Raw genomic sequence first — 16,336 nt, forward strand, 5'->3', positions numbered from 1 at the left:
GACTCGTTTTGCAGTCATTGATAGCGTAAATGCAACAATTTATGACAATCTGCTTGTTCCCTGAACAGTGAAGGTGGAAACATGGATGAGCTGCTAATCCTTGGCTGCATAGTTTTACTTTTCGTGGGGGTGGTGGTTCCCATCCTCGCGATTGTCGCCCTTAACCGCAGTTCGGCGGTCCGCTATGAGCTGTCCGTCCTGCGTCGCCGGGTCGAGGAACTTGAACAGCGTGGTGTAACAGAAACGCCTGTGGCGCAGGCCACCACAGTGGTGCAGACCCCGCCTGAGCCCGTACCGACTGCGGAGCCGGCAGCTGAGGCTGCCCCTGCGCCTGTGGTCGATCCGTGGCGTTCGCAACCGACGCCAGAACCCAGGGTGACCGCTACTCCCGTAACCGAACAGCCTTCTGCCTTTGGCGGCGTGATGTCGTCGCTGGTGCGGTGGTTTATGCAGGGTAACCCGCTGGCGAAGCTGGGCATTTTGCTGCTGTTTCTCGGCCTCTCGTTCCTGCTGCGCTATACGGTTGAGCATTCCCTGTTCCCTCTTGAATTGCGTCTGGTTGCGGCTGCGCTGTTTGCCATTGTCCTGCTGGCGGTTGGATGGCGATTGCGCCATAAACAGCCGGTCTATGCGCTGATTTTGCAGGGCGGCGCGACAGGTGCGCTCTATCTGACCGTCTTTGGCGCGTTCCGCTTGTGGCAAATGTTGCCGATGACGCTGGCCTTTGCCCTGCTGGTGGTAATTTGCGCCGCAAGCGTCGGGCTGGCGATCCTGCAAAAAGCGCTCAGCCTGGCGATGCTGGCGAGTCTTGGCGGTTATTTGGCGCCGCTGTTGCTGTCCACCGGGGGCGGCAGTCACGTGGCGCTGTTCTCTTTCTACCTTCTCCTGTCGGCAGGCATTCTCGCCATCAGCATCTGGCAGCACTGGCGAGAGCTTAACCTGCTCGGCCTGCTGTTTACCTTTGGCGTCGGTGGCCTGTGGGGGCTGAATGACTATCAACCGGCATACTACCTGAGTTGTCAGCTGTTCCTGATTGCCAACACCATCCTGTTTGGCGTGCTGAGCGTGGCGCTGTCGCTGCGGGCGCAGGAGAAAGGTAAGCAAATTATTGATGGGGTTCTGCTGTTCGCGCCGCCGCTGATAGGCTTTGGCATGCAGTATGCCATTACCCGCCATATGGAATACGGTCCGGCCCTCAGCGCATTGGGATACGGGGGGTTCTATCTGGCGTTAGCCTGGCTGGCGTTGCGCCGCTACCCGTCCCTGGGGGAGACCGCTGGTGCTCGCCGCGCTGGCCCTCGGAGGGGCATTCACCACCCTCGCTATCCCCCTGGCGCTTTCGGCACACTGGACGGCGATGGCCTGGTCACTGGAAGGGCTGGGGATCCTCTGGCTGGGCGTGCAGCAACAGCAGCGACAGATGCGTTACAGCGGCACAGGGCTACTGGTGCTGGCCGTCGGCAGTGCGCTTTGGGCGCAGGTCAATGGCACCTCCTCACTGTCATTAATGCTGATCTTCGCGGTCCTCAGCCTGAGCTGGCTGGCTGCGGCGTGGTTGTGGCGCGCGATTAAACTGCAGGTCAGTTGGGGGCTTCTCGCCAGCGGTTTACTGTTCTGGATAGTGGCGCTGGCGGGCGCATCACAATGGGTGCTGAAGGAGGATTCACTGCTGATATCTGGCGTACTGGCACTGCTGGCGATATCGGCCTGGGGTTGGCGCCGTCTTGCCGGTCGACTGGCATGGCAGGAGCTGAATGCCAGTCAATGGCTACTGTGGCCAATGATGCTGGTGATGTTGATGGACCAGATATCCCGACAGCAGATTTTTGCCGCTGGCGGGGCGAATCTGGCCTGGTGTTTTGCGCTGCCCACGGCGCTGGCGCTTCTCTGGCTTGACGGAAAGGCCTTGCCGCCGCGCTTGTCCAGGCTTGCGCATATCTCCCTCTTCTGGCTGCTTCTGCTGGCGCTGGCGGTCGAGCTGTTCTGGTTTGCGCGCGACCTGCCGTGGGGCATGACGGCATGGGGAAGCGGCCTGATGATGGCGGCGGGTGGCCTGGTTATCTTCCTGACGGGGGAAGCGGTGCGTCGGGACATCTGGCCGTTCCGGGTCTGGCCTGCGCTCTATGCCGCTCAGGCGATGATCCCGTTCGCGGTGGCCTTAGCCGGCCTGCTGGTACTGACCAATTTACAGGATGGCGTGGTGTATGGTCAGACCTGGCTGCCGCTGGTGAATCCGCTGGAGGAAGGGGCTGCCTTCGCATTGCTGGGGCTGGTGGTATTTTATTGCGCGGCGCGGCGCTATTTTCCGGTCTATGAATCGGTCTGTCGTCCATGGCCTGTTATTGCCCTGCTGGCGCTGGGTCTCTGGTGGTTGAATGGCATGCTGCTGCGCGCGTTGGCCTGGTACGGCGACATCGCCTGGAATATGGAATCGCTGTGGCATTCGCGCCTGATTCAGACCAGCTTTGCGCTGTTCTGGATGCTGTCGGCGCTGGTGGCGATGCTACACGCGACCCGGTGCCGTTCCCGCCGCGAGTGGCTTTGTGGCGCGGTTCTGTTAGGCGTGGTTATTGTGAAATTGATGCTGGTAGATAGCGCGCGCGGTGGCGGGTTGGCGCGGGCGATCGCATTTATCGGCGTGGCTATCCTGGTGTTAATTATCGGGTATTTCTCCCCATTACCGCCAAAAACAGGAGAAGAAAAATGAAATGGATGAAAGCAGTGTTATGGGGGGCGCTGTTGAGTGCGGCGGGTTCAGTCTCCGGCAGCGATTCGGTACGGGAAGCCCCCCAGGATTACGCCACGGGTGTAATGCTGGATACGACCGGCTCATCGCCCTGGTATCGCGTTTCGCTGCCGCAGGCGGTCTATCAGGGTACGGCCTGGCAGGATTTACGCGATGTTCGGGTTTTCAACCATCAGGGCGATGCGGTGCCTTTTGCCCTTGAAGTGCAGAAAACGCAACCTGCCACACCACAGACGGAAGCACTGCGGCTTTTTCCTTTGGCTGTATCGCCAGTCGCGCCGCGGGAGCCGGATCGACGAGATTCTGCGGCCTTTATTTTACGCTCCCAAACCGGGGTTGAAATTCGGCTGGAAAGTGACGAGGTCAACACGATCGGCCAAAGCTATTTGCTGACGCTGCCGGAAGCGCGGCAAGAGCCTTTCTCACTGGCACAATTACGCCTGAACTGGAATACGCCAGCGGGCAACTGGCAGGGGAAGGCGTCGGTCTATGCCAGTCAGGATTTACGCGACTGGCGGCCAGTGCAGGAAGGTGCACCGCTGATGGATCTGGTGCGTGATAACGATCGTCTGAAAATGGATACCATCAATGCCAGCCTGACGCTCTCTGCGCAGTGGAACCGTTATCTGCTGGTGATCCTCGATTCGCAAAGTCCGGCGCTGGCGCTGAACAGCGTGACGGCCATTGCCGACAGCAGTGAACCGGCAGCCGAACGCATCGTGGTCGCTGCCCGGCCGGATAAAGTAGGAGATGATCAGGTCATCTGGCGCTGGACACAGGCGCAGCCGCTCACTTCCCTGCGGATCGCTCTGGAAAACGAAGGGGTGTTGCCGGTGGAGTTAAGCTGGAGAAGTGGTGAAAAAGCCCCCTGGCAACCGCTGACAAAAACCGTGCTTTACCAGTGGGACGGCAAGCGTTCGCCCGATCTTCGTCTGTCGGGTCAACAGGTCGAAGCGGTACGGATGATGACGATCAACGCCAGATTGCCGGAAACGCTGCCTGAACTGAGCGGCGCGCGCGACAGCTATCAGCTGGTATTTAATACGCAAGGCAAAGGGCCTTATATGCTGGCCTGGGGAAACCGGGCAGCGCAAAAGGCGGATATCGGGCTGGATATGCTGATCCCGGCGTCGCTGCGTAATGCTGACGATCTCAACGACCTGCCCTGGGCCGGGGCGCAGGAAAGCGTGATGCTGGGTGGTAAGGCGAGATTGACTGCTACTTCAGCCGCCGAACAACAGAGTCGCTGGAAAACGCTGCTGGTGTGGGGGACGCTGATCCTGGGCGTTGCGGCTCTGGCGCTGATGGCATGGCGGATCTGGCGCGAAGTCAAAAAGGACCCCGCGGCGTAACGCTATAAAAAAGGCCCGCATCTGCGGGCCTTTTTCGTAAACCGTGCCGATTACAGGCTGGATACGTTCTCGGTCAGGTATTTAGCTACGCCTGCTGGAGAAGCGGCCATACCTTCTTTACCTTTTTCCCACTGAGCCGGGCACACTTCACCGTGCTCTTCGTGGAACTGCAGCGCATCAACCATACGCAGCATTTCGTCGATGTTACGACCCAGTGGCAGATCGTTCACCACCTGGTGACGCACGATACCGTTAGCGTCGATCAGGAAGGAGCCGCGCAGGGCAACGCCCGCGTCCGGATGCTCGATACCGTAAGCCTGCTGGATTTCGCGTTTGATGTCCGCAACCATCGCGTATTTCACTTGACCGATGCCGCCGTTGTCGACAGGGGTGTTACGCCATGCGTTGTGTACAAACTCAGAGTCGAAGGAGACGCCAACCACTTCCACGCCACGCTTCTGGAATTCTTCGTAACGCTTGTCGAACGCGATCAGTTCAGACGGGCAAACGAAGGTGAAGTCCATTGGCCAGAAGAACAGAACGGTGGCTTTACCGTTGGTGTGCTGTTTGAAGTTGAAGTTCTCAACGATTTCACCGTTGCCCAGAACGGCTGCAGCTGTAAAATCCGGGGCCGGACGAGTTACCAGAACCATATGATTCTCCTGTAGATACTAAGGTTATTTGGAACGCAACGCGGGCCAGTATAGAGAGTGTTTTCCCTAAAGACAAAGAGGCGCTGACAATCGTTAACCCAGCTTTTACCTATCAATCACATCGCTATTAAAGCTGCTTAGATTTTGCCTGCTCCATCATCCGCGGATAGAACTGCCAGAAGCGGGTCTCCAGCGCGTCGTAATGGGCATCCAGGTCCTGCCAGGAGTCGCGCAGGGCGTCGAGACGCGGGCGGCGGCTGGCCATCCCGTTGAGCACCCGCTGGATGAAATCCATCTCGCTATAGCGCTCAAGCCAGCGCTCTGACCACAGGTAGTTATTGAGATTCACAAAGCGCGGTGGAGAGTCCGGAAGGATGATCGCCACCTGAGCGCGGGCATAGCGCACGAACGCCGGCAGGGGCATTTCCGGGGAGAGCTGTTCCCAGTGGCGGGAGACGAAGTGATCCCACATCACATCCAGCGTAATGGGGGCGACCCGGCGGGTTTCCGGGCGGAACCACGCCTTGGCTTCCTGCACTTCGGGCAGGTTATCGGTCATGACGTCGATCCGGCGGTGCATGAAAATGCCCTCCACCACGTCAGCGGGGTAATCCTCGGCGGGATTGCCGCGCACAAAATCAGCCAGCAAATTGCCGGAAAGGGAGCTGTCAGCGAGATGAGCGAGGTGCAAGTGAGCGAGAAAATTCATGCGATTCGTTATCCGGAGTCGGCTAGTTGTTGCAGCAAAGAGGTGTGAGCACTAGACTAAGCCGCCTGTTTTTAAGTCACGAGTATATGCCATGCGCGTCGCCGATTTCTCCTTTGAATTACCCGAGTCCCTGATTGCCCACTATCCTATGCCTGAGCGCAGTAGCTGTCGCTTATTGTCGCTGGATGGGCCGACGGGTGCGCTGACGCACGGTACGTTCACCGATTTACTCGACAAGCTCAACCCGGGTGATCTGCTGGTGTTCAACAACACCCGCGTGATCCCGGCCCGTCTGTTCGGCCGTAAAGCCAGCGGCGGCAAGATCGAAGTGCTGGTCGAAAGAATGCTCGATGATAAACGTATTCTGGCACATATTCGCGCCTCCAAGGCGCCAAAGCCGGGCGCGGAGCTGCTGCTGGGCGATGACGAGAGCATCAACGCCACCATGGTGGCGCGCCACGACGCGCTGTTTGAAGTCGAGTTTAATGACGAGCGCACGGTGCTGGATATTCTGAACACCATCGGCCATATGCCGCTGCCGCCGTATATTGAGCGTCCGGATGAAGAGGCTGATCGCGAGCTGTATCAGACCGTCTACAGCCAGAAGCCTGGCGCGGTAGCTGCGCCGACGGCGGGTCTGCACTTTGATGAGCCTTTGCTGGAAAAACTGCGCGCAAAAGGCATTGAGATGGCCTTTGTGACTCTGCACGTCGGCGCGGGTACCTTCCAGCCGGTGCGTGTGGACAGCATTGAAGATCATATTATGCACTCCGAATACGCCGAAGTGCCGCAGGAGGTTGTGGATGCGGTTCTGGCGGCGAAAGGCCGTGGCAGCCGCGTGATTGCCGTTGGTACCACCTCGGTTCGCTCGCTGGAAAGTGCCGCTCAGGCCGCCAAAAACGATCTGATCGAACCTTTCTTTGGCGATACGCAGATCTTTATCTACCCGGGCTACCAGTACAAAGTGATTGATGCGCTGGTGACCAACTTCCACCTGCCGGAGTCGACCTTAATCATGCTGGTGTCGGCATTTGCGGGTTATCAAAACACCATGAATGCCTACAAGGCTGCGGTAGAACAAAAATATCGGTTTTTTAGCTACGGGGACGCGATGTTTATCACGTACAATCCGCAGGCTTTGAATGAACGTGTCGGGGAATAACGCCGCGGCACCAGAATAATGTGTTGGACTGTTTTTCTGGCACAAAGGAATAAAAATGAAATTTGAACTTGATACCACCGATGGCCGCGCTCGCCGTGGCCGTCTGGTGTTCGATCGTGGCGTAGTCGAAACGCCAGCCTTCATGCCTGTGGGCACCTACGGCACCGTAAAAGGGATGACGCCGGAAGAAGTCGAAGCCACGGGCGCGCAAATTATCCTCGGCAACACCTTCCACCTGTGGCTGCGCCCGGGCCAGGAAGTGATGAAGCTGCACGGCGATCTGCATGATTTTATGCAGTGGAAAGGCCCAATCCTGACCGACTCCGGCGGATTCCAGGTCTTCAGCCTCGGTGACATCCGTAAGATCACCGAAAAAGGCGTTCATTTCCGTAACCCTATCAACGGCGACCCGATCTTCCTCGATCCGGAAAAATCGATGGAGATTCAGTACGATCTCGGTTCCGATATCGTAATGATCTTCGACGAATGTACGCCATACCCGGCAGACTGGGACTACGCCAAGCGCTCAATGGAGATGTCTCTACGTTGGGCGAAGCGCAGCCGCGACCGCTTTGATGGCCTCGGTAACAAAAATGCGCTGTTCGGCATTATTCAGGGAAGCGTTTACGAAGATTTACGCGATATCTCTGTTAAAGGTCTGGTAGAGATAGGTTTTGATGGCTACGCTGTCGGCGGTCTGGCTGTGGGGGAACCGAAGGAAGATATGCACCGTATTCTGGAGCATGTTTGCCCGCAAATTCCAACAGATAAGCCTCGATACCTGATGGGCGTCGGTAAGCCAGAAGATCTGGTTGAAGGCGTACGTCGCGGCATTGATATGTTCGACTGCGTTATGCCGACCCGCAACGCCCGTAATGGTCACCTGTTCGTGACCGACGGCGTGGTAAAAATCCGTAATGCGAAGCATAAAAGCGATACCAGCACGCTCGATGCCGAGTGCGATTGCTATACCTGTCGCAATTATTCTCGTGCCTATTTGCATCATCTTGATCGTTGTAATGAAATACTGGGCGCGCGTCTCAACACGATTCATAACCTTCGCTATTACCAGCGCTTAATGGCTGGTTTACGCAAGGCTATCGAAGAGGGTAAATTAGAGAGCTTCGTGACCGATTTTTACCAACGACAGGGTCGGGATGTCCCACCTTTGAACGTTGATTAATTTATTTAATGAGGGAATTTTAATGAGCTTTTTTATTTCTGATGCGGTAGCGGCAACAGGTGCACCGGCGCAGGGCAGCCCGATGTCTCTGATTCTGATGCTGGTGGTGTTCGGTCTGATCTTCTATTTCATGATCCTGCGTCCACAGCAGAAGCGCACCAAAGAGCACAAAAAGCTGATGGACTCCATCGCGAAAGGCGATGAAGTGCTGACTAACGGTGGTCTGGTAGGTCGTGTGAGCAAAGTTGCCGATAACGGCTACATCGTTATCGCGCTGAACGATACCACTGAAGTAGTGATCAAACGTGACTTCGTCGCTGCCGTTCTGCCGAAAGGCACCATGAAAGCGCTGTAATTAACTTTTCCCAAAGGGAACTGCCGTGTTAAACCGTTATCCTTTGTGGAAGTACGTCATGCTGGTCGTCGTTATTGTCGTCGGCCTGCTGTATGCGCTTCCCAACCTGTATGGTGAGGATCCGGCTGTTCAAATCACTGGCGCGCGCGGCGTCGCCGCCAGTGAGCAAACGCTGATCCAGGTCCAGAAAACTTTACAAGAAGAAAAAATTACCGCTAAGTCTGTGGCACTGGAAGAGGGCGCTATTCTTGCTCGCTTCGACTCCACCGACACGCAGCTCCGCGCTCGTGAAGCGCTGATGGGCGTGATGGGTGATAAATATGTCGTGGCGTTGAACCTTGCTCCTGCAACGCCGCGTTGGTTAGCTTCTATCAACGCGGAGCCGATGAAACTCGGTCTCGACCTGCGTGGCGGCGTGCACTTCCTGATGGAAGTGGATATGGAAACCGCGCTGGGCAAACTCCAGGAACAAAACATCGACAGCCTGCGTAGCGATCTGCGCGACAAAGGCATTCCTTACACCACCGTGCGTAAGGAAGAGAATTACGGGATGAGCATCGCGTTCCGCGACAGCAGCGCCCGCGATCAGGCGATGGATTATCTGACCCAGCGTCACCGTGACCTGGTGCTCTCCTCTCAGGGCAGCAACCAGCTGCGCGCGGTGATGACCGATGCGCGTCTGAAAGAAGCGCGTGAATACGCGGTTCAGCAGAACATCAACATCCTGCGTAACCGTGTAAACCAGCTTGGCGTTGCCGAACCGCTGGTACAGCGTCAGGGTGCTGACCGTATCGTGGTTGAGCTGCCGGGTATCCAGGATACCGCCCGTGCGAAAGAGATTCTGGGCGCGACCGCGACCCTGGAATTCCGTCTGGTAAACACCAGCGTCGATCAGTCCGCCGTCACTTCTGGCCGCGTTCCGGGCGACTCTGAAGTGAAGCAGACCCGTGAAGGCCAGCCGGTTGTCATGTACAAGCGGGTGATCCTGACCGGTGACCACATCACCGACTCGACCTCCAGCCAGGACGAATACAACCAGCCGCAGGTTAACATCTCGCTGGATAGCGCGGGTGGTAACATCATGTCAAACTTCACCAAGGACAACATCGGTAAACCGATGGCGACCCTGTTCGTGGAGTACAAAGACAGCGGTAAAAAAGATGCTAACGGTCGCTCCATCCTGGTGAAAGAGGAAGAGGTGATTAACATCGCCAACATCCAGTCTCGCCTGGGTAACAGTTTCCGTATCACCGGTATCAACAACCCGAACGAAGCACGTCAGCTCTCGCTGCTGCTGCGTGCCGGTGCGCTGATTGCGCCGATTCAGATTGTTGAAGAGCGCACTATCGGTCCAACACTGGGTATGCAGAACATCACTCAGGGTCTGGAAGCCTGCCTGGCAGGTCTGATTATCTCCATCATCTTTATGATCTTCTTCTATAAGAAGTTCGGCCTGATTGCGACCAGTGCGCTGATCGCTAACCTGGTGCTGATTGTGGGCATTATGTCCCTGCTGCCGGGGGCGACGCTCACCATGCCAGGCATTGCGGGTATCGTTCTGACCCTTGCGGTGGCGGTCGACGCCAACGTACTGATCAACGAACGTATCAAAGAAGAACTGAGCAACGGTCGCTCTGTCCAACAGGCGATTGACGAAGGTTACCGTGGTGCTTTCAGCTCCATCTTTGATGCGAACGTAACAACACTGATTAAGGTTATTATCCTGTATGCAGTGGGTACCGGCGCGATCAAGGGCTTTGCTATCACCACCGGTATTGGTGTGGCAACGTCAATGTTTACCGCTATCGTCGGCACCCGTGCCATCGTGAACCTGCTGTACGGCGGCAAGCGCGTTAAAAAGCTGTCTATCTGAGGAGTGCGTTGTGGCACAGGAATATACTGTTGAACAATTGAACTACGGCCGTAAAGTCTGGGACTTTATGCGCTGGGACTACTGGGCCTTTGGCATATCAGGTTTTCTGCTGATCCTGTCCATCGCCATTATCGGCGTGAAGGGCTTTAACTGGGGTCTCGATTTTACCGGTGGTACGGTCATTGAGATCACCCTGGAAAAACCGGTCGATATGGACCAGATGCGTCAGTCGCTTGAGAAGGCGGGCTTTGAAGAGCCGCTGCTGCAGAACTTCGGCAGCAGCCGCGACATCATGGTGCGCATGCCGCCGGTGAAAGATGCCAACGGCAGCCAGGAGCTGGGCAGCAAGGTCGTGACCGTCATTAACGAAACGACCAGCCAGAATGCGACGGTAAAACGTATCGAATTCGTTGGCCCGAGTGTGGGTGCAGATCTGGCCCAGACCGGTGCGATGGCACTGCTGGTGGCGCTGCTCTGTATCCTGGCCTATGTCGGTTTCCGCTTCGAGTGGCGTCTGGCTGCCGGGGTGGTTATCGCCCTGGCGCACGACGTGGTGATCACCATGGGCGTTCTGTCGCTGTTCCATATCGAGATCGACCTGACCATTGTGGCCTCGTTGATGTCGGTTATCGGTTACTCGCTGAACGACAGTATCGTGGTATCGGACCGTATCCGTGAAAACTTCCGTAAGATCCGTCGCGGTACGCCGTACGAGATCTTTAACGTGTCGTTGACCCAGACGCTGCACCGTACCTTGATCACCTCCGGGACCACCCTGATGGTGATCCTGATGCTGTATCTCTTCGGCGGCCCGATTCTGGAAGGCTTCTCGCTGACCATGCTGATCGGTGTTTCCATCGGTACAGCCTCGTCCATCTACGTCGCGTCCGCGCTGGCGTTGAAGCTGGGCATGAAGCGCGAGCACCTGCTCCAGCAGAAAGTAGAAAAAGAAGGGGCGGATCAGCCGTCCATTCTGCCGTAATACGACGTTTATCGTCCACGAAATCCCGGTCTTATGGCCGGGATTTTTTTTGTCTGCTCCTGACAAACACTCCTGACAGTATGCTGTCAGGAGGCCTGTCGTAGACTCCTTCTGAACCCAAACAACAGGCAGGAGGATGTATGAAAAGTGTGATTAACTGGTTTGAAATTGCGGTCGCGGATATGGATCGTGCCATCAAATTTTACGAGCCGGTGATGCAGGTGGCGCTGCGACGCGAGAAAATGGACTGCGCTGAGCTGGCCGTTTTACCGCATGAGGATCCGGCCACCGGCGGCGCGCTGGCAAAATTTGACGGCATTACACCCTCGTCGCAGGGCGCTATTATTTACCTGCATACTGACAACCTGGCGGCAACCCTGGATCGCGTGGCGTCAGCCGGCGGCGCGTGCGTTTTTGGCCCGCTGGAGCTGCCGCATGGTATTGGCACTATTGCACTGTTTAGCGACAGCGAAGGCAACCGGGTTGGACTTCATCAACCCGCCTGATATCCACCTGTAAAGCGAAGAACCGATGACCCGACGCGCCGACCGTTTGTTTCAGATTGTGCAGATCCTGCGTGGCAGGCGGCTGACCACCGCTGCGCATCTGGCGGAGAGGCTCGGCGTTTCTGAGCGCACGGTGTATCGCGATATCCGCGATCTGTCCCTGTCTGGCGTGCCGGTGGAAGGGGAGGCAGGAAGTGGCTATCGGCTGATGTCGGGCTTTGACCTGCCGCCGTTGATGCTGACCAATAAGGAATCCGAGGCGCTGATGGTGGCGATCCGCCTGCTCAAAACCTGGGGCGGGGAGTCGCTGTCGCGTGAGCTGGAGTCGGCGCAGGAAAAAGTGCTGGCGATCCTGCCGGAGGAGAGCCGTCGCAAGGCCGAGCAGATCCGGATTTACGCGCCGGATATCGCCATGCAACCCCACTCCCGCAGCGGCTTCGATGTGATCCATCAGGCGATCTCCGCTCAGCGGGTGCTGGGGCTGCACTATCGTGATGAGAGCGGGCAGCTGAGTTCCCGCGACGTGCAGCCGCTGGGGTTGTTCTTCTGGGGCGAGCACTGGCTGCTGGCGGCATGGTGCGAAAGGCGCGATGACTATCGCTGTTTCCGGCTCGACAGGTGTCTGAATATCACCCTGACGGACAGACGCTTTAGCGAAAGCGCGGACAGGTCACTGGCGGATTTTTTGAGGAAGGTGAAGCAATAAAAAAGCCAGCTTTTTAGCTGGCTTTTATGCCGGGTGGCGCTTCGCTTACCCGGCCTACGGTTTGTGCCGTTATCGGGTTTTGTAGGCCGGGTAAGGCGTAGCCGCCACCCGGCGATACAGGCACAGCGTATTAGAAGTTATAACCTACAACCAGGTAACCACCCCAGCCGGTAGAACGGACGCTGAAGTCGCCGTCGCCGAAGTTCAGGCTGGCGTCGTCGTTCCACTGACCACCGTTGTGCCAGTAACGGGCCACAACAGAGTAGTGCCAGTGATCGTAGTTCAGCGCCAGGATGTGGCTGGAGGCGATAGAGTCGTTGGTACGCGCTTTCTTACCGTTCAGGTCACGGAAGTCGTTGTCGCCCAGGTCTGAACCCCAGTCAAAGTTGGTGAAGCCGATGTAGCTCAGGTTGCCGCCCCACAGCTGAGTGATTGGCACAAAGTATTTCACTTTGAAACGGTAGCCATCCCACTCGTTTTCGTTCGCTGCACCGTAGTTCTGCCACTGGTATTTCGCATACACGTTCATGGACAGGCTCATCGGCAGACCGGTGTCGATGTCAGTACCCAGACCCATGTACCAGGTGCTCTGGCGACCGGACTTATTGCGGCCCATGTCGTAGATGTAGTTGTTTGCGAAGTACCACTCTTTGAACGGACCAAACGCCAGGCTGGTGCCGGTCAGCTTGTCGATGGAGAAGCGCGGTTCGATCTCCATGAACAGTGGGGAACCGTGGTTCCAGATACCCTTCGCGTCAGTGTTACCACCGAAGAAGACCGGCGCATCCATGTAACCATAGAAATCAAACCAGTCTTTCTTGGCGAACGCTTCGTATTCCAGGTAGGTATCGTTGCGGATCTGTGGTCCAAAACGGGTGTGGTAGCTGCCGACGACGTTGACGCTCTGGTGCCACCAGTCGGAAACGTATTCTGGTTTATCGTTTTCGGCTGCCTGCACAGCGAAAGTAGAGGAGAGTGCCAGCGCTGCACCGGCTGCCAGTAATGTTTTTTTCATAATAATGCCACTGATTTGAAATCCCTTACGGGAGTGAAAAAGGCGCGAATTGCGTTTCTAAATATTTCGTGTTTCTGGGAGCCTATTATAGGAATCCTTGCTCACAAAAATATGTGTTGTTTCACAGTTCTCTCACATACGTAATCGATTGCGTTCACGTTTGCGTATTTTTAACGGAGCGGATTGTAATGGCAAACATTTCTGTTGCCAATGTTTGAAAGCTCAGAAGAGGGCGGAACGTGTAACACGTTCCGCAGGGGGGGATTATTGCGCGACGGGCTGAATATCGTGGATACGGATAAAACCGAGCCGATCGGGCGTCAGGCCGTTGAGCTGAAGCGGAATGTCGACATCGCTGGGTGCGAGGACGCTGGCCGGGGCGTTAATTAGCTGGGTCTGGACGTTCAGCTCCTGGAAGCTGTCGGTGGTGCCCTGGATCTGGCCCCACTCCACGGTGGCGCTAAAGGCCGGCAGCGGATCGTTTGATTCCCCCCTGAATACGCAGCGTGGCGCGGGTGCCGTCGGCATTAGGCGCGACGTTGACCAGCGACATCTTCAGCGTACCAATCTGGCTGTTTAGCCGGGCAGGGGTGTTGGATCCGGTCAGAAGATAGACGCCGCTGGTTGATTTGGCGTTCAGCGCATTCTGCTGGGTGATTTTGACCGTTTCCTGGTTGAGCTTGTTCATGGTGGTGTTCAGTGAACTGATGCTCTGCTTCATCTGGTGCACTTCGCTTTGCTGTGCGCAGGCGCTGAGGCTAAAAAGGCTTCCCAGCAGCAGAACATGAAGGTAACGTCTTGTCATGGCAATTATTTCCCTGAAATAACGGATTCTGCTAAGGGTAGTCAACGGAGCTGCCCCGCGCATAGATCCTTTATCTCAAAAACGCTCCTTCTTTGTTGTCAGCCCAGTTCGGGGTAAAATGGAGTTCAGTCAACCCGATAGCCAGGACACCGTATGCATTGCCCATTCTGTCTCGCCGTGGATACCAAAGTAATCGACTCCCGACTCGTGGGAGAGGGCTCATCCGTGCGCCGCCGTCGTCAGTGCCTGGTGTGTAACGAACGCTTCACCACCTTTGAAGTGGCGGAGCTGGTGATGCCCCGCGTCGTGAAAAGCAACGACGTCCGCGAACCCTTTAACGAAGAAAAGCTGCGCAGCGGGATGCTAAAAGCACTGGAAAAACGGCCAGTCAGCGCAGATGACGTCGAAATGGCGCTTAACCACATCAAAACCCAGCTGCGCGCCACCGGCGAGCGCGAGGTGCCGAGCAAAATGATCGGCAACCTGGTGATGGAGCAGCTTAAAAAGCTCGATAAAGTGGCCTATATCCGCTTTGCCTCTGTTTACCGCAGCTTCGAAGACATCAAAGAGTTCGGGGAAGAGATCGCCCGCCTACAGGATTAAGCACATGCAGGATGAGATTTACATGGCGCGAGCGCTGAAGCTGGCGCAACGTGGGCGGTTTACCACCCACCCAAACCCGAACGTCGGCTGCGTTATCGTTAAAGATGGCGAGATCGTCGGAGAAGGTTTTCACTACCGTGCCGGTGAGCCGCATGCCGAAGTACATGCCCTGCGCATGGCCGGCGAGAAGGCGCGCGGCGCTACGGCCTACGTCACTCTGGAGCCCTGCAGCCATCATGGCCGCACGCCGCCGTGCTGCGATGCCCTTATCGCGGCCGGTGTCTCTCGTGTCGTCGCAGCCATGCAGGATCCCAACCCGCAGGTGGCCGGTCGCGGTCTCTATCGCCTGCAGCAGGCGGGTATTGAGGTCAGCCACGGCCTGATGATGAGCGAAGCCGAACGCCTGAATAAAGGCTTCCTCAAGCGGATGCGCACCGGTTTTCCCTATATCCAGCTGAAGCTTGGCGCCTCGCTGGATGGCCGCACGGCGATGGCCAGCGGCGAAAGCCAGTGGATCACCTCTCCGCAGGCAAGGCGTGATGTGCAACGTCTGCGGGCGCAAAGCCATGCTATTCTCACCAGCCATGCTACCGTACTGGCCGACGATCCTGCGCTGACCGTGCGCTGGGATGAGCTAAACGCTGATACCCAGGCGCTCTACCCGCAGGAGAATTTACGCCAGCCGCTGCGGATTGTGGTTGATCGGCAGAATCGGGTCACCCCTGAGCACCGCATTGTGCAGCAGCCGGGCGAGACCTGGTTTGCCCGCACGCAGGAAGATGCGCGCAACTGGCCGGAAGGCGTGCGCAGCATTATGGTGCCGGAGCACAACGGGCATCTGGATTTAGTGGTGCTGATGATGCTGCTGGGTAAACAGCAGCAGATCAACAGCATCTGGGTCGAAGCCGGCCCAACCCTGGCCGGGGCACTGTTGCAGGCCGGGCTGGTGGATGAGCTGATTGTCTATCTGGCACCTAAACTGTTAGGCAGCGACGCCCGCGGTCTGTGCATGTTGCCAGGGCTGGAAAAACTGGCGGATGCGCCCGCGTTTAACTTTAGCGAGATACGCCCGGTTGGGCCGGATCTGTGTCTCCACCTGACCACCGCGTAAGGCTTGCCTAAATAGGGAAGCAGTGCGCAAAATATTATGATAAAATCCGCCCCCCTGCGGGGCCACCAAATGAACCCGTTAAGGAAGAGTATGAACATTATTGAAGCAGCCGTTGCTACCCCGGACGCTCGCGTCGCCATCACCATTGCGCGTTTCAACAACTTCATCAACGACAGCCTGCTGGATGGTGCGATTGACGCCCTGAAACGTATCGGCCAGGTGAAAGACGAAAACATTACCGTTGTCTGGGTTCCGGGTGCTTACGAACTGCCTCTGGCAGCGGGCGCACTGGCGAAAACCGGCAAGTACGATGCGGTTATTGCGCTGGGTACTGTGATTCGTGGCGGCACCGCGCATTTTGAATATGTTGCGGGTGGCGCAAGCAACGGTCTGGCGCACGTGGCACAGGATGCAGAGATCCCTGTCGCGTTCGGCGTACTCACCACTGAAAGTATTGAACAAGCCATCGAACGTGCTGGCACCAAAGCCGGTAACAAAGGTGCAGAAGCTGCACTGACCGCGCTTGAAATGATCAATGTATTGAAAGCCATCAAGGCCTGATTTTTTTGTAAGGG

Annotated in this window: 14 protein-coding genes and 2 pseudogenes; 12 read left to right on the plus strand and 4 right to left on the minus strand. The window is 56.8% G+C overall.

Annotated features, from left to right (window positions below; genetic code table 11):
• Positions 1-81 precede the first annotated feature (81 nt).
• Both AAHB66_RS04850 and AAHB66_RS04855 read left to right on the plus strand, forming a co-directional pair.
• Positions 82-2,707: pseudogene (locus AAHB66_RS04850) on the plus strand (DUF2339 domain-containing protein).
• Positions 2,704-4,098, plus strand: coding sequence for a DUF3999 domain-containing protein (locus AAHB66_RS04855; protein WP_347115386.1), 1,395 nt, complete (start codon positions 2,704-2,706; stop codon positions 4,096-4,098). Before AAHB66_RS04850 ends, AAHB66_RS04855 begins: the two are co-directional and overlap by 4 nt.
• 50 nt (positions 4,099-4,148) lie before the next feature.
• Here AAHB66_RS04855 and AAHB66_RS04860 read toward each other — a convergent pair whose 3' ends face one another.
• Together AAHB66_RS04860 and acpH are read right to left on the minus strand one after the other, a co-directional pair.
• On the minus strand, positions 4,149-4,751 hold the full coding sequence (locus AAHB66_RS04860) for a peroxiredoxin C (protein ID WP_347115387.1): 603 nt from the start codon (positions 4,749-4,751) through the stop codon (positions 4,149-4,151).
• A 127-nt stretch (positions 4,752-4,878) separates the two neighbouring features.
• Positions 4,879-5,460, minus strand: a complete 582-nt coding sequence (acpH, locus tag AAHB66_RS04865; RefSeq protein ID WP_347115388.1) for an ACP phosphodiesterase — start codon at positions 5,458-5,460, stop codon at positions 4,879-4,881.
• Positions 5,461-5,551: 91 nt separating this feature from the next.
• On the opposite strand from acpH, the gene queA reads away from it, so the two are divergent.
• The 7 genes from queA (at position 5,552) to AAHB66_RS04900 (ending at position 12,227) form a co-directional block, all read left to right on the plus strand.
• Complete coding sequence (gene queA, locus AAHB66_RS04870; protein WP_312078842.1) at positions 5,552-6,622, plus strand: tRNA preQ1(34) S-adenosylmethionine ribosyltransferase-isomerase QueA; 1,071 nt, start codon at positions 5,552-5,554, stop codon at positions 6,620-6,622.
• A 55-nt stretch (positions 6,623-6,677) separates the two neighbouring features.
• On the plus strand, positions 6,678-7,805 hold the full coding sequence (gene tgt / locus AAHB66_RS04875) for a tRNA guanosine(34) transglycosylase Tgt (protein ID WP_106992120.1): 1,128 nt from the start codon (positions 6,678-6,680) through the stop codon (positions 7,803-7,805).
• Between the two features lie 22 nt (positions 7,806-7,827).
• A complete protein-coding gene (yajC, locus tag AAHB66_RS04880; RefSeq protein WP_032616800.1) occupies positions 7,828-8,160 on the plus strand; it encodes a preprotein translocase subunit YajC in 333 nt (110 codons plus the stop codon).
• Between the two features lie 25 nt (positions 8,161-8,185).
• Positions 8,186-10,033, plus strand: a complete 1,848-nt coding sequence (gene secD, locus AAHB66_RS04885) for a protein translocase subunit SecD (protein WP_337016342.1) — start codon at positions 8,186-8,188, stop codon at positions 10,031-10,033.
• A 10-nt stretch (positions 10,034-10,043) separates the two neighbouring features.
• Positions 10,044-11,015 (plus strand): protein translocase subunit SecF, encoded by a 972-nt coding sequence (gene secF / locus AAHB66_RS04890; RefSeq protein ID WP_142488414.1) that lies wholly within the window; start codon positions 10,044-10,046, stop codon positions 11,013-11,015.
• A gap of 140 nt (positions 11,016-11,155) precedes the next feature.
• Complete coding sequence (locus tag AAHB66_RS04895) at positions 11,156-11,521, plus strand: VOC family protein (protein ID WP_347115389.1); 366 nt, start codon at positions 11,156-11,158, stop codon at positions 11,519-11,521.
• Between the two features lie 25 nt (positions 11,522-11,546).
• A complete protein-coding gene (locus AAHB66_RS04900) occupies positions 11,547-12,227 on the plus strand; it encodes a YafY family protein (RefSeq protein WP_347115390.1) in 681 nt (226 codons plus the stop codon).
• 130 nt (positions 12,228-12,357) lie between these two features.
• On the opposite strand, the gene AAHB66_RS04905 is transcribed toward AAHB66_RS04900, so the two are convergent.
• Together AAHB66_RS04905 and AAHB66_RS04910 are read right to left on the minus strand one after the other, a co-directional pair.
• Entirely contained in the window at positions 12,358-13,242 is an 885-nt protein-coding gene (locus AAHB66_RS04905) for a nucleoside-specific channel-forming protein Tsx (protein ID WP_039032359.1), read from the minus strand.
• 264 nt (positions 13,243-13,506) lie between these two features.
• A pseudogene (locus AAHB66_RS04910) lies at positions 13,507-14,047 on the minus strand (DUF3251 domain-containing protein).
• A gap of 153 nt (positions 14,048-14,200) precedes the next feature.
• Here AAHB66_RS04910 and nrdR point away from each other — a divergent pair.
• From nrdR to ribE, 3 genes are all read left to right on the plus strand, one after another.
• On the plus strand, positions 14,201-14,650 hold the full coding sequence (gene nrdR, locus AAHB66_RS04915) for a transcriptional regulator NrdR (protein WP_032616812.1): 450 nt from the start codon (positions 14,201-14,203) through the stop codon (positions 14,648-14,650).
• A gap of 4 nt (positions 14,651-14,654) precedes the next feature.
• On the plus strand, positions 14,655-15,761 hold the full coding sequence (gene ribD / locus AAHB66_RS04920; RefSeq protein WP_347115391.1) for a bifunctional diaminohydroxyphosphoribosylaminopyrimidine deaminase/5-amino-6-(5-phosphoribosylamino)uracil reductase RibD: 1,107 nt from the start codon (positions 14,655-14,657) through the stop codon (positions 15,759-15,761).
• Positions 15,762-15,851: 90 nt separating this feature from the next.
• A complete protein-coding gene (ribE, locus tag AAHB66_RS04925) occupies positions 15,852-16,322 on the plus strand; it encodes a 6,7-dimethyl-8-ribityllumazine synthase (RefSeq protein WP_039032362.1) in 471 nt (156 codons plus the stop codon).
• Positions 16,323-16,336: the final 14 nt, after the last annotated feature.

Source organism: Leclercia sp. S52, assembly GCF_039727615.1.
GTDB lineage: Bacteria > Pseudomonadota > Gammaproteobacteria > Enterobacterales > Enterobacteriaceae > Enterobacter > Enterobacter adecarboxylatus_B.

Excerpts from the sequence above, each read along its gene's own strand:
- AAHB66_RS04855 (WP_347115386.1), top strand. The coding sequence starts at position 2,704 with ATGAAATGGATGAAAGCAGTGTTATGGGGGGCGCTGTTGAGTGCGGCG.
- AAHB66_RS04860 (WP_347115387.1), bottom strand. The coding sequence starts at position 4,751 with ATGGTTCTGGTAACTCGTCCGGCCCCGGATTTTACAGCTGCAGCCGTT.
- acpH (WP_347115388.1), bottom strand. The coding sequence starts at position 5,460 with ATGAATTTTCTCGCTCACTTGCACCTCGCTCATCTCGCTGACAGCTCC.
- queA (WP_312078842.1), top strand. The coding sequence starts at position 5,552 with ATGCGCGTCGCCGATTTCTCCTTTGAATTACCCGAGTCCCTGATTGCC.
- tgt (WP_106992120.1), top strand. The coding sequence starts at position 6,678 with ATGAAATTTGAACTTGATACCACCGATGGCCGCGCTCGCCGTGGCCGT.
- yajC (WP_032616800.1), top strand. The coding sequence starts at position 7,828 with ATGAGCTTTTTTATTTCTGATGCGGTAGCGGCAACAGGTGCACCGGCG.
- AAHB66_RS04895 (WP_347115389.1), top strand. The coding sequence starts at position 11,156 with ATGAAAAGTGTGATTAACTGGTTTGAAATTGCGGTCGCGGATATGGAT.
- AAHB66_RS04900 (WP_347115390.1), top strand. The coding sequence starts at position 11,547 with ATGACCCGACGCGCCGACCGTTTGTTTCAGATTGTGCAGATCCTGCGT.
- AAHB66_RS04905 (WP_039032359.1), bottom strand. The coding sequence starts at position 13,242 with ATGAAAAAAACATTACTGGCAGCCGGTGCAGCGCTGGCACTCTCCTCT.
- nrdR (WP_032616812.1), top strand. The coding sequence starts at position 14,201 with ATGCATTGCCCATTCTGTCTCGCCGTGGATACCAAAGTAATCGACTCC.
- ribD (WP_347115391.1), top strand. The coding sequence starts at position 14,655 with ATGCAGGATGAGATTTACATGGCGCGAGCGCTGAAGCTGGCGCAACGT.
- ribE (WP_039032362.1), top strand. The coding sequence starts at position 15,852 with ATGAACATTATTGAAGCAGCCGTTGCTACCCCGGACGCTCGCGTCGCC.